Origin of the sequence: Anabaena sp. CCY 9910, from assembly GCF_963920875.1 — a bacterium.
Taxonomy (GTDB): Bacteria; Cyanobacteriota; Cyanobacteriia; order Cyanobacteriales; family Nostocaceae; genus Trichormus; species Trichormus variabilis.
Genome location: NZ_CAWUDJ010000035.1, coordinates 1 through 17627, shown reverse-complemented (window position 1 = coordinate 17627; position 17627 = coordinate 1). Strand labels below are relative to the sequence as shown.

At 41.9% G+C, this 17627-nt stretch carries 13 protein-coding genes and 1 tRNA gene; 10 read left to right on the top strand and 4 right to left on the bottom strand.

The window, feature by feature from the left end; genetic code table 11:
• Positions 1-64: 64 nt before the first annotated feature.
• A complete protein-coding gene (gene cpdA, locus ACM5QX_RS21725) occupies positions 65-865 on the bottom strand; it encodes a 3',5'-cyclic-AMP phosphodiesterase (RefSeq protein ID WP_414755448.1) in 801 nt (266 codons plus the stop codon).
• A gap of 431 nt (positions 866-1296) precedes the next feature.
• Here cpdA and ACM5QX_RS21720 point away from each other — a divergent pair.
• Positions 1297-1368: transfer RNA gene (locus ACM5QX_RS21720), tRNA-Cys, on the top strand.
• 13 nt (positions 1369-1381) lie between these two features.
• On the opposite strand, the gene ACM5QX_RS21715 is transcribed toward ACM5QX_RS21720, so the two are convergent.
• Positions 1382-1588: a hypothetical protein gene (locus ACM5QX_RS21715; protein WP_414755447.1), complete on the bottom strand. Its 207-nt coding sequence runs from the start codon at positions 1586-1588 to the stop codon at positions 1382-1384.
• A gap of 1138 nt (positions 1589-2726) precedes the next feature.
• On the opposite strand from ACM5QX_RS21715, the gene ACM5QX_RS21710 reads away from it, so the two are divergent.
• From ACM5QX_RS21710 to ACM5QX_RS21695, 4 genes are all read left to right on the top strand, one after another.
• Entirely contained in the window at positions 2727-5282 is a 2556-nt protein-coding gene (locus ACM5QX_RS21710; protein WP_414755446.1) for a CHAT domain-containing protein, read from the top strand.
• A gap of 188 nt (positions 5283-5470) precedes the next feature.
• Positions 5471-6457, top strand: coding sequence for a DUF928 domain-containing protein (locus ACM5QX_RS21705; RefSeq protein WP_414755445.1), 987 nt, complete (start codon positions 5471-5473; stop codon positions 6455-6457).
• Between the two features lie 97 nt (positions 6458-6554).
• Entirely contained in the window at positions 6555-9362 is a 2808-nt protein-coding gene (locus ACM5QX_RS21700) for a CHASE2 domain-containing protein (protein WP_414755444.1), read from the top strand.
• A complete protein-coding gene (locus ACM5QX_RS21695; RefSeq protein ID WP_414755443.1) occupies positions 9359-10672 on the top strand; it encodes a response regulator in 1314 nt (437 codons plus the stop codon). Before ACM5QX_RS21700 ends, ACM5QX_RS21695 begins: the two co-directional genes overlap by 4 nt.
• Positions 10673-10936: 264 nt before the next feature.
• Here ACM5QX_RS21695 and ACM5QX_RS21690 read toward each other — a convergent pair whose 3' ends face one another.
• Together ACM5QX_RS21690 and ACM5QX_RS21685 are read right to left on the bottom strand one after the other, a co-directional pair.
• Positions 10937-11128: a hypothetical protein gene (locus ACM5QX_RS21690; protein WP_011319329.1), complete on the bottom strand. Its 192-nt coding sequence runs from the start codon at positions 11126-11128 to the stop codon at positions 10937-10939.
• A gap of 54 nt (positions 11129-11182) precedes the next feature.
• The gene (locus tag ACM5QX_RS21685) at positions 11183-12250 is read right to left on the bottom strand and encodes a glycosyltransferase family 4 protein (RefSeq protein ID WP_414755442.1); all 1068 of its coding nucleotides are present in this window, start codon (positions 12248-12250) and stop codon (positions 11183-11185) included.
• A gap of 451 nt (positions 12251-12701) precedes the next feature.
• Between ACM5QX_RS21685 and xth the strand changes: the two genes are divergently transcribed.
• The 5 genes from xth to ACM5QX_RS21660 form a co-directional block, all read left to right on the top strand.
• A complete protein-coding gene (xth, locus tag ACM5QX_RS21680) occupies positions 12702-13484 on the top strand; it encodes an exodeoxyribonuclease III (RefSeq protein ID WP_414755441.1) in 783 nt (260 codons plus the stop codon).
• 171 nt (positions 13485-13655) lie between these two features.
• Positions 13656-14531, top strand: coding sequence for an SDR family oxidoreductase (locus tag ACM5QX_RS21675; RefSeq protein WP_414755440.1), 876 nt, complete (start codon positions 13656-13658; stop codon positions 14529-14531).
• Between the two features lie 97 nt (positions 14532-14628).
• Positions 14629-16125: an HlyD family efflux transporter periplasmic adaptor subunit gene (locus ACM5QX_RS21670; protein ID WP_414755439.1), complete on the top strand. Its 1497-nt coding sequence runs from the start codon at positions 14629-14631 to the stop codon at positions 16123-16125.
• The gene (locus ACM5QX_RS21665) at positions 16103-16234 is read left to right on the top strand and encodes a hypothetical protein (RefSeq protein ID WP_414755438.1); all 132 of its coding nucleotides are present in this window, start codon (positions 16103-16105) and stop codon (positions 16232-16234) included. The genes ACM5QX_RS21670 and ACM5QX_RS21665 overlap by 23 nt, the downstream gene beginning before the upstream one ends.
• Before the next feature lie 507 nt (positions 16235-16741).
• On the top strand, positions 16742-17627 hold an 886-nt coding region (locus ACM5QX_RS21660; protein WP_414755437.1), incomplete at its 3' end, for a tetratricopeptide repeat protein.

The following is a 17627-nucleotide window of genomic DNA, read 5'->3' as shown; positions in this document are numbered from 1 at the left end:
TGAGTATTACTTAGTAATATTCTGCGTCCCTCTGCGCTTTCTTTATCTATAAAATTCCTGGTAATTAGTAAGATACCGTTACTGCCGATTCTATCGGAAGGGAATAAGGCACTCGCTCAATTTTAGTCGTCCATGTGCCATCGGCGTATAGTTTCAACAAACGAAAACCTGGTAGTTCTTGGTTAATGGCAAAAGTAGGGCTTTGCGACTGGAACTGATAGCAAGTTGAGGGAGATCCTAAGTAATGAACATTGTGGCGCTGATGTCGAAATTCTTGGTGAATATGACCAAACAAGACTAGCTTGACCTGCGGGTAACGATCAATCACAGCAAATAACTCTTGAGAATTCCGGAGACAGCTACCATCTATCCATGCGGAATTGACTGATACAGGAGGATGATGCAGCGCTATTAAAGTAGGGTTATTAGGTAGCATTCTTAACTCAGAATCCAGCCAATCTAGGGTAGTAGCTGAGAGATAACCATACACACAATCAGGAATACTAGAGTTAAGCAAAATGAAATTCCAATTTCCACGTTGAAAAGACTTACGTCGGGAAACCATGCCTAGATTTAATATTTTATCCATTGCGATCGCACAGTCATGATTTCCTGGGAGCCAATAAGCGGCTATTTGCAATGAATTTAAATAGTGTTGTAGGTTTTCATAAGATTCTGGTGTCCCATCGTCGGATAAATCTCCCGTCATCAGCAGCAAGTCTAACTCTGGTCGTAGTTCCTCTAGCCGCTTCATCACAGCTAAAAAAGACTCTATTGTAGATATTCCTTGTAGCCTTTGGCTTTCTGAAGCCAACAGATGTATGTCCGTTATTTGAGCAATTGAGATGGGTAACTTTTCGTTCATTTTTACGTTTGGCCACTTATGCGTATTGATACTAGATTCTCCCTAACAACATGAAATGAGTAGTAAATTCATTTTTTAACTTATCAATGAAGCAATAGGCTATCTCATCTCAGGTATATAATTAACGGCTTGCTACTATATCTAAGTAAATAAATATAGGAAAATTTTTGTTTCTTTTTATACTTTTATAGCTACTTTCAGATTTTCATCTATCTTAAGGAGTAAATTATATTTTTTTTGTATTTTACGACACTCATAACTCATAAATAGAAGTGTAAATGCTTCTCTCTCATAAGACTAGTTTATAACTTATATTTTTTTAACTTAACACTGCCTATCCGTTGAAAGTTACACTAGCGATAGCAAAAATTTTGCAGCTTGGGGATGCAATACGAAGCAAACCTATGCTATGATAGTTGACTGTAGAGTGTGGCGGCATAGCCAAGTGGTAAGGCAGAGGTCTGCAAAACCTCCATCCCCCGGTTCAAATCCGGGTGCCGCCTTTATTGTAAACAATCAATCTGCCATAACTTCTCTGTTGGATACTGTGCAGACACCGTTTGGCGCAATTTTTCTGCACTTCCAAGCAATCTGGACATTTAAATCTGGTCGGGAAAAGCGTTTTGTGCTGTGCTGAAATGACAAAGGGTGATTTCTTTCTCTAGTAGAATTCGGCAGGGAAGGAGCGATCGCTCTGTAGTGGAATGTCAACCAGTAATTCATGTGTGGTTAGCTCAAATTTATAGAAGATTGGAACAAAAGCTGACAGTCTAATAAAAATGCGACAAAATTAGCGGCATCAAAGTTGTTGAAATAATGTGCCAGTCATGATTTAGTATATAAAAATTCTGAATTAGACTGGAAAAGATTACGTCTAGCAGCACAAATTAAAGCAAACTTTGAACAACTAGATACGCTTATTCTTGCTTTTGAACAAACATCTCTTATTATTCAAGAAAATAATTATCCTGATATAAAAATTAAACGTAAGTTAGCTACTGAAATTAACAAGCTATTTGAAGACGGCGAAATTCCTAATGAACTACAACCAAAGGACATGAACCGTTTTTGTGATAACTTATATCGCCTTGCTGTCGATGCTAAAAAAGAAAATAATATACCAGAAATTATTGAAAAAATAAAAAAAGAAATTAATTCTAATTCACCTAAAAATTTTCCTCGAAGCATTTCATTATTTCAATATTTTTTTTGCTATATTAATACGTAATAAAATCATTGAAATTCCTATAAAAAACTACCATTGCCACGTAACAGAAGAATTAACTACTTTATATCCCGATATACAGATAAATAATGATTTTATTTTTCTCTATAGTGAAGATCGTTAGATTATCAAAAAAATTTTCGCCTTTGGCTTAAATCAATGTTTAAACACAAGAATCTAACAATAAAAAAGCTTTTGCTTGCTTGTCATCTCTGCAAAAGTTATAAAACAGATTCTGACACCATCCACCCCCACAACGCCGGAACCTTAAACCTCGCCCCACAATTAACACATTCCGACAATAACCTTAACTGATTCTGCTTACACCCCTGCATTACCTTCAACTACCATTGAATTTTGCGGCAAGGAACTGAGCATAACAAGCTGCACATAACAGAATTGGCTTTCAACTGTTGTCAAAAAAAGAGGCGGATTAAACCGAAACTTTTCCTAAAGTGCAACAGCACTGCCAATTCCTGGGGCTTTACCTAACCCAGTAGACGTGAGGACTTTACGCATCATGACTCATACAAGCAGTTATCCATTGATAGTTTACAGCTATACCTGGGCAATATAAGTATGCAAGATGAATCGTTTTATGAAAACCTCTAAGCAGCAAATTTATCAGTAATTTTTATGATTTTCCCCATCAAAAAAAATCCTTGGCTTTATCTGTGCTTAAGTATTCTGAGCTTTTGTTTAGCAGTAACCATCACTCCTGCAAAAGCATCCATACCGTTACAGACAACTCTTAATGTGTCATTATCCACTCCTCAAACTACCAACGGGTTAGAACAAGGACGAAACCTCTACCATGCAGGACGTTTTGCGGAAGCTGCTACAACATGGCAAACGGCAGCACAGAAATATCATATCCAAGGCGATCGCACTAATGAAGCTCTCAGCTTGAGTTACTTATCATTAGCACAACAGGAACTCAATCAGTGGGACATTGCTAGACAATCTATCGAGCAAAGTGTGAAAATTCTGCAAACGGCTAAACCTTCTGTTGATGCGATTATCTGGGCGCAGATATTAAATACTCAGGCAAATTTACAATTACGTACTGGCAAAGCTGAAACCGCACTGGAAATTTGGCAACAAGCTCAAAAATATTATGAACAAGCAGGCGACAATGTGGGCAGCTTGGGTAGTCAAATCAATCAAGCACAAGCCTTACAAAGCCTGGGATTTTATCGCCGCTCGAAACAACAATTGGAGACATTAACGCAAAAGCTACAAGAAATGCCAGATTCGGAAGTTAAAGTGAGTGGGTTGCGATCGCTAGGTTTAACGTTGCACGCGATCGGTGATAATAAAAGTCAGCTAGTTTTAGAACAAAGTTTAGCCACCGCAAATAAAATTGACGCTAAAACTCATTTAAGTTCTATTCTTGCGAGTCTAGGGAAAGTTGCCTCTGACTTCCAAGATCCAGAAGTGGCATTAAATTACTTTGAAGACGCAGAAAAATTAGCCACAAACCCAAATGAATCCTTGCAAGCGCGTTTAGCTCGGTTCAAATTATTGATAGATTACGACAAACTAGAATATGCAGTTCCCCTCGCACCTCAATTACAACAACAGTTATCAGAACTACCGCCCAGCCATAGCTCACTCTACGCAGCCATTAATTTTGTGGCTACATTGAATCGCTTGGAAAAACCTGACCAAGTTTTACCAATTAAAGATTTGGCACAACTGATGGCATTGACTGTTAAGTCTGCACAACAAATTGAAGATTCTCCAGCCCAAGCTTATGCACTGTATCAGTGGGGGCAACTCTACCGTCGCACAAAGCAGTGGGCGGAAGCCAAGGAAGTAGCCCAAAAATCCCTCAATATTGCCCGTCAACTCCAAGCTGACGATATCATTGCTCAATCAGCATGGCAAGTAGGACAGTTGTTTAAGCAACAGGGCGATCGCCCAAAAGCGATTACAGCTTATACAGAAGCAGTTAAGTCATTAAAAGCATTGCGGGGGGATATGGTTGCAGTGAACCCGGAGGTTCAATTTTCTTTCCGCGAAAGTGTAGAGCCTGTCTATCGGGAGTTAGTAGGTCTACTTCTAGAAGAACAACCAACCCAGACTGCTTTAATGCAGGCTCGTGAATTGATCGAATCGTTACAAATTGCTGAACTTGATAACTTTTTCCGCGAAGCTTGCTTAGATAAAGCCCAGCAAATTGACAAAGTTGACCCCACCGCGACGGTTATTTATCCGATTATTCTCAGCGATCGCCTAGCAGTGATTCTCTCCCAAGCTGGACAGCCTCTGCGTTACTATGTAACCCGTCAATCTCAAGCTGATATCGAACAAACTCTTGATAATTTGTTAGTAGCCCTCAACCCTGTTTCCAATTCCCAAGATAGGGTGCGATTGTCTCAACAAGTGTATGATTGGCTGATTCGTCCGGCAGAAGCAGAACAAGCATTTAAAAATACTAAAACACTAGTGTTTGTTTTAGATGGCAAGTTGCGGAATATACCAATAGCTGCTCTGTTCGATGGACAGCAATATCTGATCGAGAAATATGCAGTGGCTCTCTCACCAGGGTTGCAATTAATAGCTGCTCAATCCTTGGAGCAAAACAAAATTAAGGCAATCATCGGTGGTATTAGCGAATCCCGCTCTGGTTTTGCTGCCTTACCTGCCGTGGAATCAGAAGTGAAGCAAATCTCTCAGACAATAGCTTCTTCTATGCTATTGAACCAGAAATTCACCAGTCAAGCCCTAGCAGATCGTATCAAGTCTAGCCGTGCCGATGTGGTTCACCTCGCTACCCACGGACAGTTCAGCTCCCGTATCGAAGATACTTTTTTATTGACTTGGGATGGACAAGTAAATGTCAAAGAGTTGTCTGAACTACTCAAGAATCGTAGTGGTGACTCATCAAAAGCGATCGAATTATTGGTACTAAGTGCCTGCGATACTGCAACTGGAGATGATCGCGCCGTTCTGGGACTGGCAGGTTTAGCGGTCAAATCCGGCGCTCGCTCAACTATTGCCACCCTCTGGCCTGTCAAAGATAAAGCTGCTGAAATGCTGATGACGCGCTTCTATGACCAACTACGAAAGCCAAAAATCACCAAAGCCGAAGCATTGAGGCAAGCCCAAATCAACCTGATTCATCAAACTGATTTCCAAGATCCTTTCTTTTGGTCTGCCTTCGTTCTGGTTGGCAACTGGCTTTAATTAAGTAATAATACGCATGCAAATCAAAAACTTTGCAATATCTTTTACCTATATCTAGCCAGAGTTGGTTTATATTGGTATCAGCTATTCTTCACTTTGATTAGTAGCCAAAGAGACCTTACACGCTTCTTCCCGCAATCAGAATAAATCTACTTAGTATTACCTTTCATCAAATAAGGGATAGAATCATGAGACTTGGATATTTAGCTAGTACATTAGGCTTGATTGCTCTAATGACTAGCGGTATGTGGAATAGTGCCTACGGTATAACCTTTACCCCACCAATCGATAGCGGCGCTCCTAGACAAGCAACTGGAGGAGCTTCCAGAGGCAACCTCTTTACTCCCAATTCTCGCAATGCTGCTCCTAGACAAGCAACTGGAGGAGCTTCCAGAGGTAATCTCTTTACTCCCAATTCTCGCAATGCCGCTCCCAGGCACGCAAGTGGAGGAGCTTCCAGAGGTAATCTCTTTACTCCCAATTCTCGCAATGCTGCTCCTAGACAAGCAAGTGGAGGAGCTTCCAGAGGCAACCTCTTTACTCCCGCTTCTGACAAAGGCGCACCTAAAGAGGCAAGTGGAGGAGCTTCTCGCGTTGGTACTTACTACTTGAATCCTTCAATTGTGGGAGCGGCAGGCCCAGCAGCCCTAATTGCACTCTTACCCCAAAGCTTCTACGGCACCACGGTATCTGAGCGTCCCACCATTATGGTGTACATACCTACTACTAATGCAGAAGAGGCTGTCTTCAGTCTCAAGGATGAAGCTGGCAATACCCAGTATCAAACAACCATTCCTGTTTCTGGGAAAAATGGGGTTATGGGAGTAAAATTACCAGCAGACGCACCAGCTTTAGCCGTAGGGAAGAACTATCAGTGGTTTCTGGCACTGAAGGTAGATGGAAAACTCAATCCTAGTACACCTTACGTTGATGGTTGGATTCAGCGCATCCAACCCACTGCTGAACTGGCAACAGCAATGCAGCAGAGGGATGCGTTGAAGTTGGCAACTGCTTTCGGTAAATCTGGCGTTTGGTATGACTGTGTAGAAACACTGGCTACCCTGCACACATCTCAACCCAATAATGCAACTATCCTCAAGCAATGGGAAGAACTCCTTTCTTCAGTTAGCTTGAAGGAGATTGTTAAAGCTCCGTTATTAGCATCTGCTAATTAATCAAGATTAGGGATTGGGAACCAGAAAAATTTATTCCTCAAACCCAATCCCTAATCCCCAATGCTCATCAATTTTAATTAAAGCGTGTGACGGAACTATGTGGCGCAAATTCCAAGCTTTCATCCAGCGCACTCGCACTGTCTTGATTATTACGCCTAGTGTTGCCTTAACGATTATTGTCGGACAATCGTTAGGAATTTTCAATTTGCTTGAGTGGAAACTTCGTGATGAATGGGTGCGACTGCGTTCGTGTGAAGCAAATACCCTTCTGATGTGTTCCCACAATACAATAGCTGACGAAATCATCATTGTCACAATTGACGAGAAAGATATCCAATCGGTTGGTAAATGGCCGATTCCAGATAAGTCACTGGCAGAGTTACTAGAAAAAATCCGATCGCAACAACCTCGTGCCATTGGCTTGGATCTGTATCGGGATTTACCAGAAGGTAAAGGCCATGAACAACTCGTAGAAGTTTTCCGTACTACGCCCAATTTGATTGGAGTTGAGAAAATCACTGGTGAGCGTGTCAATCCGCCACCTGCACTGAAAAAAAATGACCAAATAGGATTAGCTGATTTGGTGTTGGATGGCGATCGCCATGTGCGTCGCGCCCTCTTGACTGCGGTTGATACCCAAGAAGAAGGCAAAATCAAAGCCGGACTAGCAACTCTTGTAGCGCTCAAATACCTGGAAGCCGAAAAAATCACCTTAGAATCAGTTGATGCCAAACAGCAGAAGTTTCGCTTGGGTAAACAAATACACTTACCACTACAAAATTTAAATGCGGGTTATACGGATTCTGATTTAGGTGGGTATCAAATTTTGCTGAACTGGTACGGCTCAGAAGCAGCCTTTCGCACAGTTACCATGCGCGATGTGCTGGCAAGGAAAATTCCTCCAGAACTGATGCGCGATCGCATGGTTTTTATCGGTTCAACTGCTGCCAGTACCAACGATTTCTTTAGTACACCTTTTAGCTCCTCTTTGATTTCTGCTCAAAAACCTACACCAGGTGTTGTGATCCATGCCAATATTGCTCATCAACTGGTACGAGGGGCAAGAACAGGGAAAGCGAATCTACATGGTGTTTCTGGCTTGTCTATGGCAGGCTGGATTATTTTATGGTCTGTGATCGGTTCTAGCGGTAGTTGGTTTTTAGCTAGCGCACGCAGTGGACGAAGGATTCCAGGCGGAAAAATTCTTTGGACAACCACATCCATCAGTGGGGCATTTCTGGGAGGTGGCTATGGAATGTTTCTGCATGGTGTTTTGATTCCGGTCACACCCCCCTTAGCCGCTTTCATCGTTAGTGTGATTGCCACAACTAATGCCTATAAACAGCAGAAGTTAGAAGAAGCAAATCAGCAATTAGAAATTGCTAATAGCCAACTTTTAGATTATTCCAAAACCCTAGAGTTAAAAGTCCAAGAACGGACTCATGAACTGCTGGAAGCCAAGCAAGCTGCCGACGCTGCTAACCAAGCTAAAAGCGAGTTTCTGGCAAATATGAGCCACGAACTACGCACACCACTGAATGGCATCCTTGGTTTTGCTCAGGTGCTAGAGGTATCACCGAATCTGAAAGAGAAAGACTTAGAGGGAGTGAACATTATTCACCAATGTGGCTCACATCTTTTGCTACTGATTAATGACATTCTTGACTTGTCAAAAATTGAAGCTCGTAAATTAGAGTTGGTGGAGGCTAATGTACATCTGCTAACTTTCTTACATGGTGTGAGCGAGATTTGTAGTATCCGAGCAGCGCAAAAGGGGATTGCATTTAAAGTCTCCGTGGGCGATCGCCTACCAACAGTCATAGAGGTGGATGAAAAGCGCCTAAGGCAAGTGTTGATCAATTTACTAGGTAATGCTGTCAAATTTACGGATAGCGGCGAGGTGGCTTTTAAAGTAGAGTTACTGGACACTCAAGATCAGGATAATCAGCAATCCTCTGTTGCCAAACTTCGTTTCCAGATTGAAGATACAGGCGTGGGTATGTCCCCAGAGCAGCTAGAGAAAATCTTCTTGGCTTTTGAGCAAGTAGGTGATTACAAACGGCAATCTGAAGGTACTGGTTTAGGATTAGCCATCAGTCAAAGAATTGCCGAATTAATGGGTAGCCAAATTCAGGTACAGAGTCGCCTGGGTGAAGGAAGTATCTTCTGGTTGGATTTGACACTTCCAGTGCCAATTTCCCACGATTGGCAGACCTACGCCCCAACGCACCAGAAAATCATTGGTATTCAGGGTAGCGCGCCGCAAATTTTGATTGTCGATGATGATGACAACCACCGTTCTATGTTAAACAGTCTGCTACAAGAAATTGGCTGTCAAACCCTAGAAGCAAGCGACGGCAAACAGGGACTACAGATGGCACATGAACATCATCCGGATTTGATTCTGCTTGATTTAGCTATGCCTAATATGGATGGCTTTGAGCTAATGGTTCAGCTACAAGAGAATCCACAAACTAGTTCTATCCCCATCATTGTCTCTAGTGCCAGCGTATTCGAGGAAAATCGCCAACGGAGTTTGCAAGCTGGAGCAACAGCGTTTTTGCCGAAACCCTTACAAATTGATGAACTATTTAATGCGCTGCGATCGGTACTCCAAGTCGAGTGGATTTATGCCTCATCTGCATCTTTGTCTTTATCTCCTCAACCAGAACATACAACTCATACTGAATTGGTTTTGCCATCACAGGATGTTTTGCAAGAACTCTATCATCTGGCCATGATGGGGGATATACCAGCGATTGAGGGAATTCTTAGAGAGCTAATTCAGCATAATAGCCAGCTAGCTCCCTTCGCCACTGAGTTGAGTAAACTCACTACCAACTTCCAAACCGCAAAAATTCGCCAGTTCCTGAAATCATTCGTTATAACGGAGTCGCATCCATGATCACAGAACATCTTGTACAACCAACATATGTCCTTTTAGTAGATGACAACCCCAATAATCTGAAAGTTTTATCAGAAGCAGTTCAGGGATGTGGTTGGAAAGCACTCATGGCGACGGATGGAGAGTCGGCGCTAGAACAAACAGAATATGCTCATCCTGATTTGATTCTCCTTGATGTCATGATGCCGGGTATTGATGGATTTGAAACTTGCCGTAGATTGAAAGCCAATCCCATCACTCAGAATACTCCGGTCATTTTCATGACAGCCTTATCTGATGCTACAGATAAAGTCAAAGGACTAGAAATTGGTGCAGTTGACTACATTACCAAACCCTTCCAACATGAAGAAGTTATTGCTCGATTAAAGTTACACCTGAAAATATCCCATCTCACCCGTACCCTGGAACAAAAAGTCCAAGAACGTACAGCAGAATTAACACAATCTCTACAACAGTTAAAGCAAACCCAAATACAACTCATCCAAAGCGAAAAAATGTCCACCCTTGGACAACTTGTTGCTGGTATCGGTCATGAGATTAATAACCCGATTGGTTTTATTAGTGGAAATTGTTCTCATATTGAAGAATATGTCAAGGATATTCTTCGTTTAGTTCATCTCCAACAGCAAAAGTTATCACACTCAGACCCGGAAATTGAAGAACTAGTTGAAGAAATTGACTTAGAGTATTTAGCAGCAGATTTACCAAAAATCTTGGGGTCAATGCACCAAGGGATTGATCGTCTAAAGGATATCAGTCTTTCTCTGCGAACTTTTGCCCGATCTGATATCTCCTCTAAAGTAGAGTTTCAAATTCATGAAGGTATGAATAGCACCTTAATGTTACTGAAACATCGGCTGAAAGACCAAACCGATCGCCCAAAAATCGAGGTGATCAAAGAATATGGTACTTTGCCACCAATCACTTGCTATCCTGGACAGCTTAACCAGGTGTTTATGAACATTATTGCCAACGCTATTGATGCCTTTGATGATCTCCATCAGAAATGTTCAGATCAGAAAATAAAGGTTTCTGAACCTCATACAATTACAATTAATACATCGGTTGATCAGGAGCAAGCAAGTGTGACAATTTGCATTGAAGATAATGCTCTTGGTATACCTCCTGAGGTGCAAGACAGAATTTTTGAGCCATCTTTTACAACTAAGGCCGTAGGTAAGGGAACTGGACTAGGATTAGCCATCACCCATCAAATTATTGTCGATAAGCACAACGGACAAATTAAGTGCTTGTCAACTTTAGGTAAGGGAACAAAATTTATTATTACTTTGCCAATTTCTAGTCAGTAAGTCAGAATGAATTGCCTGTATTTAATAATATAAAAAATAAACTAGCTTTACAGTGATCTTATAGCTGTAGCCAGATAGATTAGGAAATCAAGCTAAGATAAAACCCTGACAATAAAAGGCTTTCAAGTCTGTCAACATTCAACCATCAACAGCTATACCTTTTACTAAGTAGGCATGAACAGGAAGACAGCCGCCTAGAAAGGTTTTCTCTCTTAAGCAGACTGTCGTCATCAATCCTGCAACGCAGTGGCTCCTCCCTATTCCCTATTCGACGCTCACAGTTGTTTGGACAACTCCTCCATTATTGCGAGTATCTACATTCGGTAAACGACTATTGTTAGTTAGTAGTGGGACTTCTTGGCGGCAAGATAGGCAGAACCAATATAGTTCCCCGTGACGGACATGGCGGAGGAGAGAACCACCGCAACATGGGCAATTATTGGCTCGCAGACTCATACCAATGTCCTCCTAAAAGAAAAATGTTGTTGAAAATGTAAAAAAAGTTGTTGTTTAAAATCGGATTTTAGCTGTGTGGATATAACCGTTTAAGTTAACGCGGTCTTTGATAATTTGTTGATATACTGCTTCATACCCATCAACCATTTGGCTAACGCTAAATTTGTGGACTACGGATTCTCTACAATCTCGACGATTCAATTCCAAGGTAACAGCTATCATCTGAATCATTTCTTCATAAGTTCGGCAGATAAAACCTGTTTTGCCTTGGTCGATCACCTCAGGTACAGAACCTAAATTCATCCCTATGACTGGCGTACCAGTTGCCATTGATTCAATCATCACTAAACCAAAAGGTTCTTGCCAATTGATCGGAAAAAGAGTAGCAGCAGCATTGCCTAGTAGTTCAGCTTTTTCTGTATGGTTAATTTCGCCTAAATATTCAATTTGCTGACCATCTATATGAGGGAGAATCTCTTGTTCAAAAAACTTGGCATCTACTATATCAACTTTTCCTGCCATCTTTAAACGCCAACCACTCTGCTTAGCGATCGCGATCGCCTGATGTGGGCCTTTTTCTGGAGAAAAGCGTCCTAAAAATGCTAGATATGGCGGCTCTTTTGGTTGAGAAATGAACGGATAATCTTTTGGCTCAATACCGTTATAAACGGTTTTTATATAGTTGAGATGAATTTGACGCTGGGCGTTGCTAATACTAACGTATGGTTGTTGATGATGATGACTGAAAACGTTTTGGTTATCTTTGGTAAAATGTCCATGCAGCGTATGTACTGTAGGGGTTTTTACCAAATTCGCTAAAGGTAAAGCCGAAATCCCTAAATGAGAATGGATAATATCGAATTCCGTCGCGTTCTGGTAAACTTGGCTCAGTTCTAAAGTTTCATAAGCGGCATAGTCTTGAACATTTTTGTCTAAGCGCAATGCACGCGGACAAACTGTTTCTAAATGTGCCAAGGTTTGAGAATCGCCAGAGGCAAATAATGTTACCTCATGACCACGACGAACTAGTTCGTTTGTCAAGTGACTTACTACTAGTTCAATACCTCCATAACTAGGAGGTGGAACTCGTTCCCATAAGGGGGCAACTTGAGCGATTTTCATAAATTGTTTCGGTTCAGTCGGTAAGATGCTCCCCACAATTAAGACTTACATCATTTTATGAGGAATAAAATTATTACTTCCTTTTTTGACATTTAAATTAACCTAATGAACACTTTCAAGGGGAATATTAGGTTGACCATACTGTAACAACTTACAGAATGTATTTTAACCCCTGAATCATAGGCACTAGGCTACTACTTTTAGAATATAGCTTATATTTTTCGAGTTCATCTGTCTGAAGAATCATAAGCAAGTAAAATATTTTGTAGCCTAGCTGACAAAAAGGAGGATTTTGTAGCGAAAACTACTAAAAATATAGTTTGGGATCAATTCTAAAAGACTTCTCTTCCAAGAAAAGGCAAAAAAAATGAAGGAATCTGATAAATATTAAATAATCATAAAAAAAGTCGATGTCATAGTCATTATTCATTTACATACTGTTAATTAACTAATGAAAATCGCTACTTGGAATGTTAACTCGATTCGCACTCGTCTAGAGCAAGTTGTGGATTGGTTAAAACAAAATCCCGTTGATGTTCTGTGCTTGCAGGAGACAAAGGTTGTAGATCATGATTTTCCACGATCGCCTTTTGAAAGTTTGGGCTATCACTCATATATATCAGGACAGAAAGCTTACAATGGCGTAGCCTTAATTAGCCAGCAACAGCTTACAGATGTAACCACAGGATTCACACCGATTTTGCCAGATATAGAACCGATATGGGACGAGCAGAAACGAGTAATTACTGGGGTGATAGATGGTGTCCGGATTGTTAACCTCTATGTTCCCAATGGTTCAGCGATCGCCAGCGAAAAGTATGAATATAAGCTACGTTGGTTGACTGTATTGAGAGAGTATCTGCGATCGCTTCTCTTATTACAACCCGCCATCTGCATCTGCGGTGACTTTAATATTGCTTTGGAAGACAAAGACATTCACGAAAAAGTCAAAGCGGAAAATCACATCATGGCATCTGAAGCCGAACGCCAAGCCTTACGAGATGTTTTAGAACTAGGCTTTGCTGATGCTTTTCGCAAATTTACCACCGAAGGCGGACACTTTAGCTGGTGGGATTATCGCGCGGCTTCTTTCCGCCGCAACCAAGGTTGGCGCATAGATCATCACTACCTCACACCAGTACTATATGAACAGGCAAAAAGTTGCACTATTGATGTCTCCCCCAGAAAATTAACTCAACCAAGCGACCATACTCCCGTCATTGTCGAAATTTAAAGTTGAGACTTTAGATTAGATACTGGGGGACTGGTGAAAGAAGAGAGCAGGGAGCAGGGAGCGGGGAGCAGGGGGAAAAATTTCCCCAATCTCCAATCTCCAATCTCCAATCTCCAATCCCCAATCCCCAGCCCCCAATCCCCAGCCCCCAATCCCTAATCCCTAATCATTATGTTTTTGGTAACTGGAGCAACAGGAGACATTGGCCGCAGAGTTATAAGACTCCTGCGCGAACACGATCATTCTGTGCGAGCTTTTGTCCGTCTTACCTCGCGTTACGGTGAACTAGAACACCGAGGAGCCGACATCTTTATTGGTGATTTGCGGTGCGAACAGGATATAGAAAAAGCTTGCCAAGGTGTTCAATATATTATCAGCGCTCACGGCTCTGATAACGATGCACTCACCCTCGACTATCGTGCTAACATCGCGCTGATCGACCAAGCGAAAGCTAACGGAGTGCAGCACTTTGTTTTTATTTCCGTATTAGGAGCTGAACGGGGGTATGAAGACGCTCCCGTATTTAAAGCCAAACGAGCTGTAGAAAATTATTTGGCAGCTAGTGGCTTGAACTACACCATTTTACGTCCGGCTGGATTAGCATCTAACTTGCTACCTTTAGCAGAAAGGTTTCGGGAAACAGGGTTATATTTGCTAATTGGTGACCCCAAAAACCGTACCTCCATTGTGAGTACAGATGATTTAGCAAGGATAGTAGTGGATTCAGTGACTGTTCCAGAGGCTCGTAATCAAATTTTTTCCGTCGGGGGGCCAGAGATTCTATTACGTGAGGACATTCCCCAAATTTTCAGTCATATCTTTAAGAAAGAACCAATAGTGGTTAACTCACCATTATTAGTCATTGATGGATTGCGAGGTGTCTTGGGTTTAATTAATCCAGAAGCAAAACAGGCTTTAGGAACTTTCCGCGCATTACTGTCCAATGAATTTTTCTGTAGAAAAGATGAAATAGCTAAATTAGAGCAGACCTTTAACTTCCCCTTGGAAACTTTGGAAAGTTTCTTAAGGCGTTATTTAGCTGTTTGAGTAAGTCGGTTGTTAGTGGTCGGTGGCTAATTGTCACTGCATATCAACCACTAACTACTGACAACTGACAACTGACCAAGCCCAAATCAAAAACTTTATGAAATATTCTCTATTAGCTAACGCTCCTCAAGCTCGTCAAACAAAACAACAGTTTGCTAGACCAGAAGACCAACTATCTTATGAACTAGGTAAGGCAGTTAAAGAATTACCGCCACTTTATACTAGATTATTAGCAGGAACCATTAGTTTAGTAGTATTTGGGACGATCGCCTGGGCTGCTCTCTCAGAAATAGATGAAGTAGCCGTTGCACAAGGGGAATTAATTGCTTCTGCTCAGGTCAGACCCGTAACATCCCTTGGTGATGGCACAATTAAATCCATTAAAGTTCAAGAAGGCGATCGCGTCACTAAAGATCAAGTTTTAATTCAACGCGACCCAGACCTCAAACAAACTGATGTCACCCGATTAGCCCAATCTACTAAACTGATTCAACAAGATATCCAGCGTTTGCAAGCAGAACGTATTGGTGGACAAAGCACTGGTACACCAATCCAAGATGAACTTTTAAAATCTCGCCTGCGGGACTACCAAGCACGCCAAGCCGCAGCCGAAGCCGAAGCCAGCCGTCAGCGATCGCTCATTGACCAAGCCAGAGTTCGCCTCATTCGGTTACAAGATAATTTAGTCAATGCTAGAACTAGTGTTGCCAATGCCAAAACGAACCTGTTCAATGCTAGAACCATCAGTAGCAAAGTAGAAGAAAACCTCGAAATTGCTCAAAGTAGAGAGAAAAACTTACGCATCCTCATAACTCCTGGGGCTGTTCCGCGAGTTGATTATCTAGAAGCGAGAGAAAGATTAACTCGCGCTCAAACAGATATTACTAGGGCTAAAGATGAAGTCATCAACGCCCAAAATCGCTTAACAGAGGCTGAAGATAAAGTTACATCTTTAGAAAAAGATATTTCTGCACAAGACCAAGAAATTCGCCAAGCCGAACAAGCGTATCAAGCTGCTCGTAATCAAGTGCAACGGGTAGTATCAGAACGCCAAAGTGAAATCCTGACAGAAATGAACAAGCGCAAAGAAGAACTAACCAACGTTTCTGGACAATTGGAGCAAGCCAAAAAACAAACAGACGGTGAAACCATCAAAGCTCCCGTTGCTGGCACAATTTATAAAATCAAAGCCACCAAAGGGCCAGTACAGTCAGGCGAAGAGTTATTATCAATCTTGCCAGAAGGCGAAGAGATGCTCTTAGAAGTGAAAGTTCTCAACCGTGATATTGGATTTATTCGCAAAGGAATGAGAGCTAAAGTAAAAATGGCAACTTTCCCCTTCCAAGAATTCGGCACAATTGAGGGTGAAGTTGCACAAGTCAGTCCTAACGCCACCGTAGACAAAGAATTAGGCTTAGTTTTCCCCACCAGAATTAAATTAAATCAGCACTTTGTAAACGTTCGCGGTCAAAATGTGACATTTACACCAGGAATGGCTGCAAGTGGTGAAATTGTCACTCGGAAAAAATCAATTTTGACCTTCATTATGGAACCAGTAACCCGCCGATTCAGTGAAGCATTTTCTGTCAGATAGGGTGTGTTATGCCGTAGGCGCACCTTATATATTAAAGAGCGATCGCCTAATGAAGTTGATTTTAGGCGATCGCTTTTATCTTTCATCAACTCTCTCATTTCTTCTCTGACCTCTCCTACAAAGAGAAAAACTTTGATTCTTACTCCCCTTCCCTTGCAGGGAAGGGGCTGGGGGTTAGGTCTGTATTTAACTTAACTGCAAACCACTATCAAACACTCACCCACAAGTATCAACCACTCACCCACGAATATCAACCACTCACCCATGAGTATCAACCACTCACTCACGAATATCAACCACTCGCCCACAAATATCAACTACTCACCCGCGAATATCAAACACTCACCCACAAGTATCAAACACTCACCCACGAATATCAACCACTCACCCATGAGTATCAACCACTCGCACACGAATATCAAACACTCGCCCACGAGTATCAAACACTCACCCACGAATATCAACCACTCGCACACGAATATCAACCACTCGCCCACGAGTATCAACCACTCACCCACGAGTATCAACCACTCACCCACGAGTATCAAACACTCATCCGTCTTATGGCAACCTTTACGTAAATATTGGTAGAATCTGAAAAAGCATCAGCATTCTTATGCGCTACCGTATATTTACTAATTTATTATTAATTTCATCTCTAACTACGACACCCCAGCTTGTATTTGCTCAAAACACCATTGAACAGCTATTTAAACAAGGCGAAGCTGCGGAAACATTATGGAATAACTCCCAAGCCGAGACAATCTGGCGGCAAGTTTTGCAACTTGAACCAAATAATAGCAAAGCTCATAACAATTTAGGTAATGCCTTGCGGCGACAAGGAAAATTAGAGGAAGCCTTAGCAGCACACCAGAAAGCCTTACAACTCAATCCTAGTGATGCAGAAGCTTATGTTGGTATAGGTAATGTGCTAAACGCTCAAGGGAAACCAGAGGAGGCGATCGCACAATATAAGAAAGCGTTGCAAATTAACCCTAACTTAGCGATCGCTTACAACGGTCTCGGCGTTGTCCTAAGTGACCAGAAGAAATTAGACCAAGCAGTTGCCGCCTACCAGAAAGCCATCGAACTCAACCCTAACTTAGCGACTGCTTACAACAATCTCGGCAATGCCCTAAGTGACCAGAAGAAATTTGAACAGGCAGTTGCTGCCTACCAAAAAGCCATCGAACTTGACCCTAAATATGCCACTGCTTACAACAATCTCGGCAATGCCCTAAGTGACCAGAAGAAATTTGAACAGGCAGTTGCTGCCTACCAAAAAGCCATCGAACTTGACCCTAAATATGCCACTGCTTACAACAATCTCGGCAATGCCCAATATGACCAGAAGAAATTAGACCAAGCAGTTGCCGCCTACCAAAAAGCCATCGAACTTGACCCTAAATATGTCACTGCTTACATCGGTCTCGGCAATGCCCAATATGACCAGAAGAAATTAGACCAAGCAGTTGCCGTCTACCAAAAAGCCGTCGAACTTG